General features: G+C 56.8%; 16 protein-coding genes. 7 read left to right on the forward strand and 9 right to left on the reverse strand.

Annotation, left to right across the window (positions count from 1 at the left end):
• Positions 1–96: 96 nt before the first annotated feature.
• Positions 97–366: a helix-turn-helix transcriptional regulator gene (locus B7E11_RS28375; RefSeq protein WP_245809841.1), complete on the forward strand. Its 270-nt coding sequence runs from the start codon at positions 97–99 to the stop codon at positions 364–366.
• Positions 367–467: 101 nt separating this feature from the next.
• The gene (locus B7E11_RS30720) at positions 468–716 is read left to right on the forward strand and encodes a DUF3502 domain-containing protein (protein ID WP_139787344.1); all 249 of its coding nucleotides are present in this window, start codon (positions 468–470) and stop codon (positions 714–716) included.
• 67 nt (positions 717–783) lie between these two features.
• On the opposite strand, the gene B7E11_RS28380 is transcribed toward B7E11_RS30720, so the two are convergent.
• From B7E11_RS28380 to B7E11_RS28390, 3 genes are all read right to left on the reverse strand, one after another.
• Entirely contained in the window at positions 784–1,446 is a 663-nt protein-coding gene (locus tag B7E11_RS28380; RefSeq protein WP_080840777.1) for an SGNH/GDSL hydrolase family protein, read from the reverse strand.
• Positions 1,447–1,533: 87 nt separating this feature from the next.
• Positions 1,534–3,045, reverse strand: coding sequence for a response regulator transcription factor (locus tag B7E11_RS28385; RefSeq protein ID WP_080840778.1), 1,512 nt, complete (start codon positions 3,043–3,045; stop codon positions 1,534–1,536).
• Between the two features lie 18 nt (positions 3,046–3,063).
• Positions 3,064–4,833 carry a sensor histidine kinase gene (locus tag B7E11_RS28390; RefSeq protein WP_080840779.1) on the reverse strand — a complete coding sequence of 590 codons (1,770 nt, stop codon included), beginning with the start codon at positions 4,831–4,833 and terminating at the stop codon, positions 3,064–3,066.
• Positions 4,834–4,976: 143 nt separating this feature from the next.
• On the opposite strand from B7E11_RS28390, the gene B7E11_RS28395 reads away from it, so the two are divergent.
• The 5 genes from B7E11_RS28395 to B7E11_RS28415 all read left to right on the forward strand — a co-directional run bounded on the left by B7E11_RS28395 (position 4,977) and on the right by B7E11_RS28415 (position 8,948).
• The gene (locus B7E11_RS28395; RefSeq protein WP_080840780.1) at positions 4,977–6,296 is read left to right on the forward strand and encodes an ABC transporter substrate-binding protein; all 1,320 of its coding nucleotides are present in this window, start codon (positions 4,977–4,979) and stop codon (positions 6,294–6,296) included.
• A 74-nt stretch (positions 6,297–6,370) separates the two neighbouring features.
• Positions 6,371–7,243 carry a carbohydrate ABC transporter permease gene (locus B7E11_RS28400; RefSeq protein WP_080840781.1) on the forward strand — a complete coding sequence of 291 codons (873 nt, stop codon included), beginning with the start codon at positions 6,371–6,373 and terminating at the stop codon, positions 7,241–7,243.
• Positions 7,243–8,073: a carbohydrate ABC transporter permease gene (locus B7E11_RS28405; RefSeq protein ID WP_080840782.1), complete on the forward strand. Its 831-nt coding sequence runs from the start codon at positions 7,243–7,245 to the stop codon at positions 8,071–8,073. Before B7E11_RS28400 ends, B7E11_RS28405 begins: the two co-directional genes overlap by 1 nt.
• 257 nt (positions 8,074–8,330) lie before the next feature.
• Entirely contained in the window at positions 8,331–8,654 is a 324-nt protein-coding gene (locus tag B7E11_RS28410; protein WP_080840783.1) for a Gfo/Idh/MocA family protein, read from the forward strand.
• Positions 8,655–8,681: 27 nt separating this feature from the next.
• Positions 8,682–8,948 carry a helix-turn-helix domain-containing protein gene (locus B7E11_RS28415; RefSeq protein ID WP_176220935.1) on the forward strand — a complete coding sequence of 89 codons (267 nt, stop codon included), beginning with the start codon at positions 8,682–8,684 and terminating at the stop codon, positions 8,946–8,948.
• Between the two features lie 84 nt (positions 8,949–9,032).
• On the opposite strand, the gene B7E11_RS28420 is transcribed toward B7E11_RS28415, so the two are convergent.
• Genes B7E11_RS28420 through B7E11_RS30005 form a run of 6 tightly spaced genes read right to left on the reverse strand, consistent with a single transcriptional unit; the run spans position 9,033 to position 15,333 of the window.
• Positions 9,033–10,061, reverse strand: a complete 1,029-nt coding sequence (locus tag B7E11_RS28420) for a protein-glutamate methylesterase/protein-glutamine glutaminase (protein WP_080840785.1) — start codon at positions 10,059–10,061, stop codon at positions 9,033–9,035.
• Positions 10,062–10,097: 36 nt separating this feature from the next.
• Positions 10,098–10,910 (reverse strand): CheR family methyltransferase, encoded by an 813-nt coding sequence (locus B7E11_RS28425; RefSeq protein WP_080841097.1) that lies wholly within the window; start codon positions 10,908–10,910, stop codon positions 10,098–10,100.
• Between the two features lie 12 nt (positions 10,911–10,922).
• Positions 10,923–12,752 carry a methyl-accepting chemotaxis protein gene (locus B7E11_RS28430; RefSeq protein WP_080840786.1) on the reverse strand — a complete coding sequence of 610 codons (1,830 nt, stop codon included), beginning with the start codon at positions 12,750–12,752 and terminating at the stop codon, positions 10,923–10,925.
• Between the two features lie 44 nt (positions 12,753–12,796).
• Positions 12,797–13,291, reverse strand: a complete 495-nt coding sequence (locus B7E11_RS28435; protein ID WP_080840787.1) for a chemotaxis protein CheW — start codon at positions 13,289–13,291, stop codon at positions 12,797–12,799.
• A gap of 33 nt (positions 13,292–13,324) precedes the next feature.
• The gene (locus B7E11_RS28440; RefSeq protein ID WP_213084157.1) at positions 13,325–14,824 is read right to left on the reverse strand and encodes a chemotaxis protein CheA; all 1,500 of its coding nucleotides are present in this window, start codon (positions 14,822–14,824) and stop codon (positions 13,325–13,327) included.
• Positions 14,785–15,333, reverse strand: a complete 549-nt coding sequence (locus B7E11_RS30005; RefSeq protein WP_213084158.1) for an Hpt domain-containing protein — start codon at positions 15,331–15,333, stop codon at positions 14,785–14,787. Before B7E11_RS30005 ends, B7E11_RS28440 begins: the two co-directional genes overlap by 40 nt.
• Between the last annotated feature and the right edge of the window lie 111 nt (positions 15,334–15,444).

Raw genomic sequence — 15,444 nt, forward strand, 5'->3', positions numbered from 1 at the left:
TCACTCCATCTGCAAGGGTTTTGGGCTGCTTTCGAACATTTCCTTTGCATATGATTTCGACAAATCGGCCTCAAAATCCTTGTGGTTATGCGGTTTTTGTCGGTTTTTCAAGCGTTCAGCAAGCCCTATATTAGCGCGTCTTATTTAAGCCGCATCTTTTATCGGTTTACCGGCTTTCATTTTCGGGAATACGTGACCGTCGTCCGCATTCGCGAAGCGCAAAGGCTGCTTGCGGAAACGCAGTTGCAAGTGCAGGAAGTCGCCGGGAAAATGGGGTTCGAGCATATGTCCCACTTCAACCGGACGTTCAAGCGCATCGCCGGGATCACGCCGCTTCAATATCGCAAGCGGAGCGCCCGCGACTGACGGAGCTGCCGCCAGTTTACCAAATCGCGGCGTGGAAAATCGGAACGCCGGGAACCTATTCGAACGCGGACGTCATCAAGGAAACGCCTTCAGTATAGTTCATGCCAAGGACGATTTGTTGTATTTTTGATGCTTATTTTGCTTCATTTTTAACATTACTTGTCCTCCTGCCGGTTTCGAAAGCGAAAATCAACGGCGTGTTTTCCGAATATATGGCGCCGGTCGGCAACGGTTTCGTCGAATACGCGGCGAACTTCCCGAAAGCGCTGGAGAAACTGAAGGAAGCGGGCATTGACAAGTACGTGGCGGAGTATCAGAAGCAATTTTCGGAGTGGCACGCGCAGCAATAAAAGACAAAAGAGGCGTTCTCGCGGGTCCGAACGGGCCCGCGAGAACGCCTCTTGTTTCAGCCTTCATCTACTTCGCCAAAGCGGCGCAGCCCTTTTGCACGACGCTCAGCCACTGCTCGGCGATCAGGTGATGGCCGGCCGCCGTCGGATGGACGCCGTCCCAAATCCAGTAGGCGGGGTCGGCTTTTTCCGCGGCGCGGTCGAACGGCTCCTGCAGCGGAACGAACAGGGCGCCGTACTGCTCGGCCAGCGCTTTGACCGTTTGCCGGTAGACGGCCATCCGGCGGTTCCATTCGTCCCATTTTTCCAGCGTCGCGCCGGTCTTGAGGATAAAAGGTTCAAGCAGCACGAGGACGGCATCCGGAAGCACTTCCCTCGTCTCCTCGAGCAAATGGCGGTAGGCCCGCTCGAACCGGTCCGTCGCCCCGCTCGGTTCGTTCGACATGATCCGCCACAAATCGTTGACGCCGATCAAAATGCTGATCAAATCCGGCTTCAAGGCGATCGCGTCCTCGTTCCATCTCGCGTACAGGTCCGACACGCGATTCCCGCTGATGCCGCGGTTGATAAAATGCGGCCGGCTCGCGGCAAGCCGCTCCCCGAGCCTGGCGGCAATGAGGTACGGATAGCTGTGGCCCAAAATATGGTTCAGGTCCTCGCTTCTCCCCCGGCCTCCGTCCGTAATCGAATCGCCTTGAAACAATACCGTGAATCCTTGCTTCGTCGTCATTTTCCATTCACCTCGACAAACGGATCATTGCTTTCCCACCATAGCGCGTCGGCTTTCCAAAATCAAGAGACGCCGCGAATTCGTCCCTCATTCCGTGTCGGAGCGGCCGGTCCGGCTCATCTTGTATTCCAGCGGGCTTACGCCGACGCGTTCCTTGAAAACCTTGGAAAAATAATGCTGGTCGGCGAAGCAGAGCGCTTCCGCGATTTCCCTGATTTTCATTTCCGGCTTCGTCTCCATAAGCTTGCAGGCTTCGTTTATTTTCATCTCCGTGTAGTAGTGAACGAACGTTTTCCCCGAGAAGCGTTTGATGATTCGGCTGATATAGGACGGGCTGACATGGAACAGGCGGACGAGATCGGGGATGGACACGCTGGAATAGAGGTTGGTCCGCAAGTAGCCGTCCATTTGCTCGAACAGTTCGTCTCCGCTTTTCCGGTTCGACGATTTTACCCGGGAAAAGCATTCCTCCGCCCATTCGAGCAGCCCCGAGCCGAATTCCTCGTAGCTCGGCCGGCCGAACAGGTCCTCCCGCCGCTTGTGCATCCCGGCGGCATCCGCCCCGTCGCCCTCCTCCAGAAGCGATTCGAAAGCGCTCTCGATCGACCGGACAAAGCGCTTCAATTCGGCGAACCGGACGTTGCCCCGCTTCCATTTCGCCACCTGCTCGGACAGCATCAGCATGAACCGGTCTTTGTTCATCTGCTCGATCATCGCGGCGAAAGCGCCGCCGAGCCGGTCGACTTCCTCGAACGACGGCTCGGGATCGTCCCGGTACAACGCGAAATCGAGCGCGACCGGCTTGAAGACAAGCTGCCGGTCGTCCAGAAGGCGCGCGGCTTCCCGGTATTTTTCCGGAATTTGCGTCCATTCCGTCGGCGTCAGGCAGCCCACGAGCGAAGCCTGGGCGCCGTCGTCCAGAAGGCGCGAGCGCACGTCTTCGATCAGGTCCGCGGACGATTCGCTGCGCTTAAGCCAGGAAGCGTCGGCGATCAGCAGCAGCTGGTCCCGCTCGATCGTCGGCAGGGCCCACGAAGGGATGGCGGCATCCGGAACGGCAGCCTCGAACGGAGTTCCCGATACCGGCATCGCCGCGGCGAAGGGCTGTTTCCGAATCACGAAAAAAATTTTCGGTTCCCGGTAAAATTCAGGCCCGGGCCTCCATTCCCGGACAGCGTCCCGATCCAAAATTTCGTGAAAGCCGGATAGCGAATGATCCTGCTCCTCCGCAAGCTGCGCCAGCAGATTTTTCATCACTTCCGTCAGCTGGCTTTTCTCGACCGGCTTCAGCAAGTAGTCGTTGACCTGCAAATTGATCGCTTTTCGCGTGTACTCGAAGTCGTTGTAGCCGCTGATCAAGACGGCTTTCAGCTTCGGATGAAGCTTTTTGGCCTGATCGATAAGCGCAAGACCGTCCATTTTCGGCATTCGGATATCCGTCAGCATAATATCGATCGCATGGAGGCCGAAGGCGGCGAGCGCCTCCTCGCCGTTCGCCGCCGTCGCCACGACACGCACCGGCAGTCCCGACGATTCGACCAGCCCCTTGATGTTTCGCAAGATCGGCTTGCTGTCTTCCGCGATGAGAACGTTATACATGGATGCGTGCTCCCTTCCTTAGTAGAAATCCCGTTTGAGGGAAGCGATGATCTGGATGGTCGTTCCGCTGTCGGCGTTGTTGAACACGTTGAAAAACAGGCGGTTTTTGTACATCAGCTTCAGCCGGTTCACCGTATTGATGATGCCCATGTTGCCGATGCCGAGCGAGCTGTTTTTGAGCTCCTGGATGCCGTGGTCGGATTCCTGGATTTTGTTCACGATTTCCTTGATTTTCGCCCGGTCGATCCCTTTGCCGTTATCGCTGATTTCTATGGCCCAGAGACCGTTGAACAGTTTGATGTTGATATGGATTTTCCATGGCGGTGCCGTATTTTCGAAGGCGTGCTCGATGCAATTTTCGACGAACGGCTGGATGACGAGGCGCGGCAGCTGAATGTCGTCCGCCGAAGGATCCATTTCGATTTCCCAATCGAGGTCATCCTCGTAATTGCGTTCTACCAGCGACAAGTATCTTTTCGTATGCTCGATTTCCTCCCGCATACTCGCATGCTTGTACGGCGATGATACAATGTATCTCAAGCTTTCCGACAGCTGCTTGCACATATCGGATACGGCCTCGTTTTTGCCCTCCTGGGCCGCAATGCTGATCAAATACAACGCGTTATGGATAAAATGGGGCGCGATTTGCGCTTGGAGCGCGGTGTTTCTCGCCATGGCTTCCTCGTGAACGGCCAGCTTTTCTCTCTCGATCGACGTCTGCAGCCGTTCGAGCAGCTCGCCGAACGCCTCGTTGAGCAGCTGCAGGTCGTTGTTGTGCAGCTTGCCGTCCGTTCGCAGGATCAGGTTGCTGTAATTCATGCGCATGATCTGGCCGCGCAATTTCCGAATCGGCACGACGAAATTCCGGGCGAAAACGTAAACGTAGACGAACGAAAACAAAGTGAGCGAAACGATCAACAGGATCGAAACGTTCCGGACCGAATTGACGGAACCGAGCACCGATTCCTTGGACGTGACGATCACGGTCGTCCAGCCGCTCGGTTCCGATTGCTGGTAGGCGATATAATTGCGCGAACTGTCCGTGTAGATGCCCCTGTCCGACGGCAGCGGCCGCTTGTACTCCTCGTTCGCTTCGCCGGCCGCCCCCGCGGATTTGACGATGGTCCGGTTTTCGGAATCGACGACATACACGCGCGAGCCGACGACCGCGTCGACCACTTTTTGCAAATACGCGTAATCGAGCCGGATGTTCAAATAGCCGAATACTTTTCCGTCCACATCCATGATCGGCCGAATGAAATCGAGGGTACCGGGCTCGTCCGCATGCAGGATGAAGCTGCTTTCGTTCAATTTGGTTTCGTACCGTTCGTCTTCGACGACGGGCTTGAGGCTCGAGGGAACCGAGGTTCCGAAGTAGGACGAGACCAGCGTGCCCTCGAGACTGTAGATGCCCATGTCCTGTATGTCCAGACTCGGCCCCAAAGCCTGAAACATCATATCCTTCAGAAGCCGGACCCGCTGCAGCCCCTGAATGGGGGAATTCGGGCCGAAATTGAGCGATTCGAACAGATTTTTGTTGGATAATATGCGCTGCGACAGCTGATTCTGCACATCGATGTATTCTTCCAACTGGTCGGAAACCTGCGTTGCCGTCATCAGCCTTTCGTTGATCGTTTTTTCCCGGAGCGGCGGGATGACGTACGAATTCACGTAAATCAAGAAACAGCCGAGAATGACGATCAGCAACGGAAAAAACGTCAGGAAGAGCCTCGTTTGCAAGCTGGTCCGGTTTTGGAAGGGGTTGTTTTTTAGGCGCAGCCGGATCATCCTTTCATCCTCTCCGGTTCAGAATATTACACATCAACAGGAAACGACAAACATGTACCCCGCCGATCCCGAAATTTATAATCGTAATTGTAATCGGATTCAGTACAAGTTACAACCAATACCGAACATTGGGGGAAATTCGCATGACCAAAAAAATGAAACGAACGTCGAAGCTTTTGCTCTTGTCGGCCTTGACCGTCGCCCTGGCCGCCTGCGGTTCCAACTCGGGTTCGTCCGGTTCGTCGGAAGCGTCCGGCGGATCCGCGGGCTCGGGCCAAAAAGTGACAATCGAGCTGGCCATCTCCAAAGCCTCGCAGGATTCCGCCTTCGTCGACGCGGAACTGCTCAAGAAGTTCGAGGAACAAACGAACATCAAAGTCAATATCCAGCAGCTTCCTTCCGAACAAGTGACGACCGTGCTGCAAACGAAGCTTGCCGTCGGCGAAACGCCGGACATCATTCAATACAACCTGGCAAGCGCCGTGTCCGATTTGAATCTGGAGCGCAATTTCGAAATTCTCGACAACGAGTCCTGGGCGAGCCGCCTGCTGAACAAGGAAGTACTTTCGTCGGGCGGCCATATTTACAGCTTCCACGTCAGCCAGGACACCGGGATGCAGGGCGTCGTGTACAACAAGGAAATTTTCGAAGAGCTTGGCCTATCCATTCCGGCCAACTACGACGAATTCATCGCGGCGGCCGAAAAGATCAAAGCGGCCGGCATCACCCCGATCTTCATGCCGTTCAAGGACCACTGGGCAACGAACATTTGGACGTCGGCCGCTTTCGCCGACTATGCCGCCAAAAACGAGCCGACGCTGTGGGAAGATTTGAACGCCAACAAGAAAAAATGGACCGACATTCCGGCTTTCGAAACGATCATTCAGCAGCAATACGATCTGTATGATAAAGGCCTCACGAACACCGACGTGCTGAGCGACAGCTACGATATGGCGGTAGGCAAATTCCTGAACAAGGAAGTGGCCATGATGTTCATGGGCGACTGGCTCATCCAGGACGTCGAAAACAAAGATCCGAACATGCGCCTCGGCCTGTTCCCGATCCCGTACGCGCAAGACGCGCTCGTCGGCGCCAGCCCGCTCGGCGGACAGCTGTTCATTCCGAAACAGGCGAAGCACATCGAAGAAGCGAAAAAGTTCCTGGAGTTCCTCGCTTCTCCGGAAGTCGCGCAGGAGATCGTCAACGAACAGGAATACGTATCCAACTTTAACGATGTCACGACCCCGGAGCTTCCGGAATACAAGCAGGAAATCGTCGACTTGTACATTACCCCGCAAAAAACGGTCACGACGATGGAAGCCTACATGTCCATCGACCTGAGCGAACTGTACCGGAACTTGCAGGACGTGTTCGCGGGCGGCAAGACGGCGAAGGAAGTGCTGGGAGCGTGGGATACGAAGTTTAACCAGCTGATGAAAGACAAGGGCGTCGAAGGCTTCTAAATATAAAGGCGGAAAAGGGGCAGGCTCGAGCTTGACGGGCTTCGCCCTGCCCCGTCCGTTACGGAGAGTGAACCATGAAAATAGCCAAAAAACTGTACTCGTACTACATGGTTATGCCCGCGCTGCTCATCTACGTCCTCTTTTTCGTCCTTCCCGCCATCATCGGATTCTACTATTCCTTCACCGACTGGCGCCTGGATCGGGAGACGATCAGCTTCAACGGATGGACGAACTTCAAGACGATTTTCACGGACGAAACGCTGATCCTGGCGCTTAAAAACACGGTCATCTTCGCGGTCGTCACCGTCATCGGCAAAAACGTCATCGGGATCGTGCTTGCCGTCGCATTAAATATGAAACTGAAGACCAGAAACCTGCTGCGGGCGATTTTCTACTCCCCTTCCATTCTGAGCATTCTGGTCATCAGTATCGTATTTACTCCGATGCTGCGATCCGACGGCGTCATCAACAAGCTGTTCGAGTCCGTGGGACTCGGGTCGCTGTCCCAAGCCTGGCTGACCGATCCGGCCATCGTTATTTTTACGGTGTGCGCCATCTCGATCTGGCAGTCCGCCGGCTTTCAAATGGCGATTTATCTCGCCGGCCTGCAGTCGATTTCCAAGGAATACTACGAAGCCGCGACGATCGACGGCGCAGGCTCGTGGAAAAGCTTCGTCCATATTACGCTTCCGCTGCTGCTGCCGGCCATCAACATCAATCTCATGCTCACGCTGATCGGCGGGCTGAAAGTATTTTCCGAAGTGTTCGTGCTTACGGGAGGCGGCCCCGGCAATGCGTCCCAGGTCGTCGGCACGATCATTATGCGCTCGTTCGGCGAAGGAAACTGGGGACTGGGCACGGCCATGAACACGCTGCTGTTCGTCGTCGTCACCGCCATTTCCATTCCATTGTTGTACTTCATGCGGCGCAAGGAGGTTAGCGAATAATGAGCATGCGTTTGCGTCACGCCTTGCGCAATTATATCGTGGAAGCGATCATGCTGCTGAGCTGTCTGATCATTTTGCTTCCGCTGCTGGTCATGGTGTTCGGATCGTTCAAAAACAACGTGGAAGTGCTCGACTTCTCGCTCAAGCTTCCGCAGGAATGGCTATTCAGCAACTACAAGCTCGTCTATGAGCAAGGAAACCTGCTGCGGTCGTTTCTGAACGGGATCCTGATTACCGGCATCTCTTCGATTATCAATATCGTGACCACATCCGCGGCTTCCTTCGTCCTCGTACGGAGAGAATCGCGTATGTCGAACTTCCTTTATCTGTTTTTCTTCATGGGTCTGATCGCCCCGATGTCCACCATTACGACGATTCGGGTCGTGCAATGGTTCGGCTTCTACGGCAGCGTCACGAGCGTCATTCTCATTTACGCGGCGCTTAATACGGCATTCAGCGTCTTTCTGTACAACGGCTTCATCAAGTCGATTCCGAGAGTTCTCGACGAGGTCGCGTTCCTCGAAGGGGCCGGCATGTTCAACGTCTTTTTCCGGATTATCATTCCGCTCATCGTCCCGGTCAATGCCACCGTCCTCATTATGGTGTTCATGTCGGTATGGAACGACATCACGATTCCGATTTACTTTTTGACCGACAGCACCGACTGGACGATGCCGCTCGCGGTATACAACTTCTACGGCCTGTACAGCCGGGACTGGAACCTGATTTTCGCCGTGCTCGTGCTGACCTCCTTGCCGGTCTTCATCCTGTATTTGTTCGCGCAAAAGTATATTATCGGAGGCCTGACAGCCGGCGCGGTAAAAGGATAATCGAATATCGCAAGCGAGAGGAGCCGCCCGCGCAAAGCGGGCGGCTCGCTTTGCGCTCGGCGGCATCGCTTCGGGATCTCGCAAGCCATCGGATCGTAAAAACTGCATATAAAACGGAAAACAAGCCGATAGGCTCCGCGTCCTCGTCATGGTAAGCTGAATTTGGACGATCCCGGGCTGGGCGGTTTGCGTCCGATCGCCGCAAGCCAGGGAAAGGTTTCCCGATCAACGCGAATCCAACGAACGGAGGATGCAGAATGACTTACCGGGTTGCCATCGCCGGGTGCGGCGGAATTTCCGACCGGCACCTGGCGGCGCTTAAGCAATGGGAGCAGTCCGGCGGCCGCGCATGCGCCGTTGCCGTCGCCGATACGAATCTTTCCCGCGCGCACACGGCGGCCGAACGGTACGGCGGAAGGCTGAGCGTTTATGCCGATTACAAGAAGATGATCCGCGAGGCGGCGCCGGACGTCGTTATCGTCGCCCTTCCCCATTTTCTTCATCTGGAGGCGGCCTGCTTCGCCGCGGAGGCGGGGTGCCACCTGTTGCTGGAAAAACCGATGGCGCTTACGCGTTTTTAATATTCCGAGGACATCAATCTGGACATCGTGGCCGACAAGCTGCATATTACGCCGGGGTATCTTTCCAGCTACTTCAAAGAGAAAACGGGCACGAACTTCAGCGATTATCTGAACGAGCTGCGGATCGGCCGGGCGAAGGAGCTGCTCCTGAATCCGGAGCTGCGCATTCAGGACGTGGCGGCCGCGGTCGGGTATCAAAACGTCAACTCCTTCATCCGCATGTTCAAGCGCAGCTCCGGCGTGACGCCGGGCGAATACCGGAAACGGATTGCCGGCTCCACCAAAGCGATGTAGCCCGGCGCATGCGAAAAGGCGTCCCTGGCGGCAGCATGCAGCCATCTGGGACGCCCCAAATGAATGATGGAATACGATCTATACCTATAACTGCGCCACGACGGCCTGCGGGATCCGCTCGATCGGGAGCTGCTTCTCGACGGCCCCCAGTTCATAGGCCACTCTCGGCATCCCGTAGACGACCGACGTTTTTTCGTCCTGACCGAACGTCCTCGCCCCTTTTCGCCGCATCGCGAGCAGCCCTCTTGCGCCGTCATACCCCATGCCCGTCAGCAGGACGCCGATCGCCGCGCCGCCGCATTCCTTCGCCGCCGAATCGAACAGCACGTCGACCGAAGGACAATGTCCGTTCACCTTATCTCCCTCGAAGCATTCGACCTTGAAGCCGTCGCCGCTCTTCTTGAGCTTCATATGCCGGTCGCCCGGCGCGATCAGCACGCTGCCGGGCACGACCTCGTCCCCGGACTGCGCTTCCTTCACGCGAAAAGCCGTCGACTGGTTCAGCCGGTCCGCGAACATGCGGGAGAACCCGACCGGGATATGCTGCACGACGACGAGTCCGGGAACGGTGTTCGGAAGCCGCTTCAGCAGCTGCAGCACCGCTTCCGTTCCGCCGGTGGACGCCCCGACCGCGATCACCTTGAACCGGCCGTTTCCGTTTCGCTGCCCTTCGGCGGCCGGAGCGGCAGGCTCCGGCGGCTTTTGGAGAGCGGCCCCCACTTTGGCGGCGGACGCGACTTTGATCGTCGCGATCAGCGTCCGAATGAACGCTTCCACGCTGCCGGGCGATTGCGTGTCCGGCTTTTTCACCACGTCGACGGCGCCCGCCACCATGGCGTCGACACCCGCTCCGGCGGCGCCGCTTACGACGACGACGGGAATCGGATACTGCGGCAGCAGCCTGCGAATGAACTCGATGCCGTTCATTTTGGGCATTTCGACGTCGCAGGTCATGACATCCGGGCGCAGGGCGACGATTTTGTCCCTCGCCTCGAACGGGTCGGCCGCCGTGCCGACGACTTCGATCCTAGGATCCGTGGAGATCGCTTTGGCGATCACCTCCCGGAACATGAGCGAATCGTCGACGATAAGCACTTTAATCGCTCGGTTCACCCCAAGCGGCCCCCTTTTCCGTTTGCATTCCGCTCTCTATTTTCGATAAACCGAAGGCATGACGTACCGGAAGCGCGTCGAATCGCGGCTGATCGATTCGGACTGGCCGATAAACAAATAGCCTCCGGGCTCCAGCATGCCGTAAAACTTGTCGACCAGCTTTTCCTTCGTCGCGTTGTCGAAGTAAATCATAACGTTGCGGCAAAAGATGACGTGAAATTTGCGCTTGAACGGGAATACCGGATCCATCAAATTGAATTTGCGGAAAATGACCTCTTCCGCCAGCTTCGGATCGATGGCCGACCGGCCCTCCCCCGCCTTCCGGAAATAGCGCGACCGCCATGCTGCGGGAAGAGGCGCGATCGCCTCGTTGGCGTAAAGGCCCCGTTTGGCCGTCTCCAGCACCCGGGCGGAAATGTCCGTCGCCAATATTTTCGTATCCCATCCCGCCTTCCGGGGACCGAAAAACTCGTCGACCAGCATGGCCAGCGTATACGGCTCCTCGCCGCTGGAGCAGCCCGCGCTCCAAATCCGCAAATCCTTGTCCTTGATCGAGCCGTAAAGAAAGGGAAGCGCCTGCTCCTTGAAAAAACGGAAATGCTCGGTCTCCCGCATGAAAAACGTATGGTTCGTCGTAATCCGGTCGACGAGCTGACGCGACGCCATCCCCGTTTTGTCCGCTTCGACTTCGTCCATGTATTCGGTAAAGGAGCTCATTCCCCGGTCCGCAACGACGTGCTGGAGCCTGCCGACGACAAGCGGACGCTTCTCCTCCCTCAGATGTATGCCGTAATGCGCCTTCACGTATTCGGCCAGGCGCCTGAATTCGTTGTCCGTAATTCCCAACACGGCCGCCACCCGTCAATATTTGCCGAATTCGTTGTCGCTGAGGGCGATTTTGGCCGGATATCCGGACTCCGGAGCGGGCTCGTCGGACGGAGCGCGGGCAAGGCGCTTGTCGGCCGCCATCGATTCGATCATGCGGAGCACGGCCGGACTGAACTCGTCGTATTTCGCATAAGCCGATCCCGCCGGCTTCAGGTTGAAGCGCGCGACGAGCTGCTTCAGCATCGTCGCCTGGCTGGACAGCTCTTCGCTGGCGGCCGCGCTCTCCTCGCTCGTCGAAGAGTTCGTCTGCACGACCTGCGACACTTGCATGATGCCCTGGTTGATTTGGGCGACGCCCGAAGCCTGCTCGTTCGAGGCGATCGCGATTTCGCCGACCAGCTCCGCGACCTTCTCGATGCCGCTGACCATATCCCGCAGCGCCTGGGCCGTATCGTTGGCGATTTTCGTTCCGGCTTCCGCCTTTTTGATCGAGCCTTCGATCATGTCCGTCGTTTCCTTGGCGGCTCCGGCCGAGCGGGCGGCCAAATTGCGCACTTCCTCCGCGACGACGGCGAATCCCTTGCCGTGCTGTCCGGCGCGAGCGGCTTCCACCGCCGCGTTCAGCGCCAGAATGTTCGTTTGGAAGGCGATCTCGTCGATCACCTTGATGATTTTCGAAATGTTCGCGGAAGCTTCGTTGATTTCCTCCATCGCTTCCAGCATCTCTTTCATCTGCCGGTTGCCGAGCATGGCGTTGGCCTTGACCGACTCGGCCAGCTCGTTCGCCTGTCCCGCGTTGACCGCGTTCTGGTTCGTTTGCGCCGATATTTCCTCGAGCGAGGCGGAGAGCTGCTCGACGACGCTGGCTTGCTCGGTGGCACCTTGGGACAAGGAAATGCTGGAGGCCGACACCTGGCTGGCGCCGGAGGCGACCTGTTCCGCGGCCGCGTTGATGTTCGTCAGCACTTCATTGTTGCTCTCGACCATCTGCTTCAGCTTGCGGCCCAGCAGATCCCGGTCCGACCGGACTTCGATTTCGACCGTCAAATCTCCCTCCGCGATCCTCTCGGCGGCCTGCGCCTGCCCGCGAATTCCTTCAATCATCCGGCCGAAGGCTTCCATCAGCGTTCCGATTTCGTCCTTGGAGTTCGACGAAACCTGAACGCTCACGTCGCCGACGGCCAGCTTGTCCGCCGTGTCGGTCAGCAGGCGAAGGGGACGAACGATGCTGTTGATCAGCAGCACGGCGACGATGACGCTGATCAGCGCGACGACAGCGATGACGATGATCATCAGGTTTCTCGTGCTGGCGTAAACGGCATCTCCTTCGTCGCTCGCGATCTTGGCATGATTTTGATTATAGTCGACCAGTTCGACCAGATTCGCGGAAAATTCGTCGAACAGCGCTTGCGAATCTCCCCGCATCAAATTCATCGCGGCATCGGTTTCCAGTCCGATGCTGAACGCCTCGACTTGCTCGCGAATCGCTTTGTAGCTGTTCCAGCCGGAGAGAACGTCATCCAGCATGCGGCCGCTTTCGGCGTCGTTCGTTCTTGTCCGATAGGCGTTCAATTCGGCCTCGATTTGCCGCTCGGCTTCCGCCATTTCTCCGGACAGCTGCTCCATTTCCTCGGCCGAGGAGGCGAGAATGTGGCGATACTCCAAAATTCGGTAGTCGGAGGTCATCGTATTCAGCACGTTTGCGCTATTCGTGTCCGGCAGCCATTTGTCGCTGATGACCGTGGATTGGCGATTCACGTTGCCAAGCGATACGACCGCGAAAACGCCAAGACCGACGATGACGGCGATCAGAAATCCGAAAATCGTAAACAGCCTGCTTTTAATGGTCATTTTGTTCATCATGTTGTTGCCTCCCAGTCGGTTCGGTTGCATCCGTCATGTTGCGGTCAAAGCGATTCGAGCAAAGCCAGGTCCTTATCCTGCAGCAGCTTGTCGCAATCCAGAAGAAGCTTTACGTCTTCGCCGACGCTGCCGATTCCTTTAATGTACCGGCTGCTGTACAGTTTGTTCATTTCGGTCGGGGAGACGATTTCCGCCTCGGAAATCGCGAGCACCTCCGACACGCTGTCGACGATCAGGCCGATGGTCATTTCCTCGATATCGGTCACGATGACGCAGGTGCGGTCGTTATATTCCCGAAACGGCTTCTTGAACCGAAGCCTTACGTCCATCACCGGAATGATTTTGCCTCTCAGATTGATGATTCCCTGAATGTATTCGGGAAGCTCCGGCACGACCGTAATCGGCTGCAGCCCGATAATTTCGATAACGAACCTGATTTCGATGCCGTACGACTCGTCGCCGAGCTTGAAAATCAGGTATTTCCCTTGCAGCGTGTCCTCTTCGTAAGGTTCGGACAACCGCTCTTCCAGTTGACTCATGCTCGAATCCGCCTCCTTTTCCGCAATGCCGATTTACCGGATCGCTCCGTTCAGGGCCCCGGTGTCCAAAATCAGGCTGATGCTGCCGTCGCCGAGCAGCGTGCATCCGGCAAGCCCCCGAATGTTGCCCATCCTCTTGATGTATTCGGGCAACGCCTTCACGACCACCTGCTGCTGGCCAAGCAGCTCGTCCGCAAACAGGCAGTATGCCGCGCCGTCATGCTCGACCATGACAAGGATCCCTTCCGTGAAGGAAGACGTATCCGACCGAACGCCGTACAATTCGTGAAGACGAACGATCGAATAGCACCTGCCGCGGACGAGAATCATCTCGTTGCCGTCCGGATCGCGGATGATGTCCGTCCCCGCCGGGCGGAACGATTGAACGATCGAGGCGGTCGGAACCGTGTATCGCGAAGAGCCGACCCGGATCGTCATCCCGTCGATAATGGCCAGCGTGAGCGGGATTTTCAGCATGATCGTCGTCCCGCTTCCTTCCTCGCTGTCGACGGATATGACACCGCCGATCTGCGAAAGATTGGAGGATACGACGTCCATGCCGACTCCGCGGCCGCTGTACTCGGAAATGCTGTCCTTGGTGGAAAAACCCGGGAGGAAGATCAGGCCGAAAATCTCCTTGTCGCTCATTTCGCTCTCCGGCTTCGCGAGCAGTCCGTTCTCCCGCGCCTTCGCCAGCAGCTTGGCCTTCGATAGTCCCCTCCCGTCGTCCTTGATCAGCACGTACACGTCGCCCCCGGCGTTTTTCGCTTCCAGCGTGACCGTACCGAATGCCGGCTTCCCCGCTTTCTGCCGGTCGGCGGGCGGCTCGATTCCGTGATCGATCGCGTTCCGGATCAAGTGCATGAGCGGATCCGAAATGTGCTGGATCACGTTCTTGTCCACCTCCGTCTCCTCGCCGACGAGCCGCAGCCGGACTTCCTTGCCGAGATTCCGGCTCATGTCCCGGACGATCCGGTGCATCTTCTGGAAGGTCGCGGTCAGCGGCACCATCCGGATCGACATGACGGCGTCCTGCAGCTCGCTTGTAATTTTATGCAGAAGCTGCGCCGCCTTGTTGAACCGGTCCAATTGAAGCCCCTTTAAATCGGGGTTCTGCGTGACCATCGCTTCCGCGATCACCATCTCGCCGACCAGATCCATTAACCGGTCCAGCTTGTCGACGTTGACGCTGATCATGCTCTGGGCGGGCTGGCCGTATTCCGCCGAATCCTTAGGCAGCGCCTTCGCCGCCTGCCGGTCGGCGGGTTGCGGCATCCCGAGGGTCGCCTCCGGGGCGGGAGGAGCTTCGCCGTCCGCTCGAAAGAGCTCAAGGCTTTGCAGAAACAACGTTCCGTCCAAAAACGCCCGAAGCTCTTCGACCGGTTTAGCCGATGCGAACCTTAAACGAAATCCGCCTTTCCGAATGGCTTCGGCGCTTGTCTCGTCGCCGACGAGATCCTTCGGCTCGTGGGAGAGGACGGTCGCCAGCTCGCTTAACCCGTGAACGATCCCGAACGCCCGAACGTTCTCCATCTCGCATCCGTCCTGGAAAAACGCGACGGCTTCGTATACGGGCTCGGCCGGGCCGTCGGAGCCTCCGCAGCCGACGCTTCGTTTGTCTCGTTCGTTTCGTTTGTCTGCTTCACGTAAGCAAGAAACTCGTGAATCGTTGCGATCAGCAAGGAAGCGTCTCCGTCCGCTTCCTCGCCGGCCTTGATCTTGTGCAGCTCAACCTTGATAAAGTCGATGCCGTCCAGCACAAGATCGGACAGAACGGAGTAATCCACCCTTTCCGGCCTCCGCTCTCGCAAATAGAAAAAGAGGTCCTCCATCGCATGGGCAAGCGTTGATACGGCCGTATACATCATCATGGCGGCGGAGCCTTTGATCGTGTGCATGTTCCGCATGATTTCGTTCACGGCGACGGGAGTAAAGCCTTCCGCTTCGCTCATGACGACAGACTGCTCCAATTGTTCGATATTTTGCGATGTTTCATAGATGAACATTTCGACCATTTGATCGTTGATCGGGTAGTCTGCCATAGAATCCCTCATTGTTGTAATAGCCTATGATCCCCTAATATCGAACTTCGGAACTATGCTTGTTATATCAGAACCTATAAATAATCCTTTATTACTATATAAAAGTGGAAT

It is taken from the genome of Cohnella massiliensis, from assembly GCF_900169535.1.
GTDB lineage: Bacteria > Bacillota > Bacilli > Paenibacillales > Paenibacillaceae > Cohnella > Cohnella algarum.

What these genes read in the sequence shown, in the direction of transcription:
- B7E11_RS30720 (WP_139787344.1), top strand. Translation starts at nt 468, where the DNA reads ATGCCAAGGACGATTTGTTGTATTTTTGATGCTTATTTTGCTTCATTT.
- B7E11_RS28380 (WP_080840777.1), bottom strand. Translation starts at nt 1,446, where the DNA reads ATGACGACGAAGCAAGGATTCACGGTATTGTTTCAAGGCGATTCGATT.
- B7E11_RS28385 (WP_080840778.1), bottom strand. Translation starts at nt 3,045, where the DNA reads ATGTATAACGTTCTCATCGCGGAAGACAGCAAGCCGATCTTGCGAAAC.
- B7E11_RS28390 (WP_080840779.1), bottom strand. Translation starts at nt 4,833, where the DNA reads ATGATCCGGCTGCGCCTAAAAAACAACCCCTTCCAAAACCGGACCAGC.
- B7E11_RS28395 (WP_080840780.1), top strand. Translation starts at nt 4,977, where the DNA reads ATGACCAAAAAAATGAAACGAACGTCGAAGCTTTTGCTCTTGTCGGCC.
- B7E11_RS28400 (WP_080840781.1), top strand. Translation starts at nt 6,371, where the DNA reads ATGAAAATAGCCAAAAAACTGTACTCGTACTACATGGTTATGCCCGCG.
- B7E11_RS28405 (WP_080840782.1), top strand. Translation starts at nt 7,243, where the DNA reads ATGAGCATGCGTTTGCGTCACGCCTTGCGCAATTATATCGTGGAAGCG.
- B7E11_RS28410 (WP_080840783.1), top strand. Translation starts at nt 8,331, where the DNA reads ATGACTTACCGGGTTGCCATCGCCGGGTGCGGCGGAATTTCCGACCGG.
- B7E11_RS28430 (WP_080840786.1), bottom strand. Translation starts at nt 12,752, where the DNA reads ATGATGAACAAAATGACCATTAAAAGCAGGCTGTTTACGATTTTCGGA.
- B7E11_RS28435 (WP_080840787.1), bottom strand. Translation starts at nt 13,291, where the DNA reads ATGAGTCAACTGGAAGAGCGGTTGTCCGAACCTTACGAAGAGGACACG.
- B7E11_RS28440 (WP_213084157.1), bottom strand. Translation starts at nt 14,824, where the DNA reads ATGGAGAACGTTCGGGCGTTCGGGATCGTTCACGGGTTAAGCGAGCTG.
- B7E11_RS30005 (WP_213084158.1), bottom strand. Translation starts at nt 15,333, where the DNA reads ATGGCAGACTACCCGATCAACGATCAAATGGTCGAAATGTTCATCTAT.